Below are 540 nucleotides of genomic sequence, written 5' to 3' on the forward strand. Positions count from 1 at the left end.
GTCTAGGTCTGTTCGGCGGTGGCGGCGCGGGTACGGATGGCAATGACGGCCGGGCAGCCACGGGGACCAACACCGGCAACATCACCACCAGTGGCCTGGGCGCCATCGGCATGCTGGTCGAGTCGGTGGGCGGCGGCGGCGGCGATGGCGGCGGCGCCATCGGTCTCGTGTCGATCGGTGGCAAGGCAAGCGGTGGCGGCCAGGGCGATACGGCGACCGGCAATATTGGCGGCGTCATCAAGACCGGCGTCGATGGAAACGGCGGCGACGGCGCGCATGGCATTCTGATCCAGTCGGTCGGCGGTGGCGGCGGCAATGGCGGCTACGCCATCGGCGTAGCGCCTGCAATTTCGGTCGCCATCGGCGGTGGCGGCGGCACTGGCGGCAAGGGTGGCGTGGTCAACGTCAATCAGGCCGGCAACGGTGTGACCGTCGAGACGAACGGCCGTTCCGCTAGCGGCATCATCGCACAGTCGGTCGGCGGCGGCGGCGGCAATGGCGGCGGCGCCATTGCCATTGGCGGCCTGGTGGGTGTGTCGG

The 540-nt window shown here is 70.2% G+C and carries 1 pseudogene; it reads left to right on the forward strand.

Annotation, left to right across the window (positions count from 1 at the left end):
* Positions 1–540 (forward strand): annotated as a pseudogene (locus EN949_RS35585) (hypothetical protein); the annotation flags it as partial.

The sequence above is a fragment of the Mesorhizobium sp. M7A.F.Ca.US.007.01.2.1 genome (genome assembly GCF_003998165.1).
GTDB lineage: Bacteria > Pseudomonadota > Alphaproteobacteria > Rhizobiales > Rhizobiaceae > Mesorhizobium > Mesorhizobium ciceri.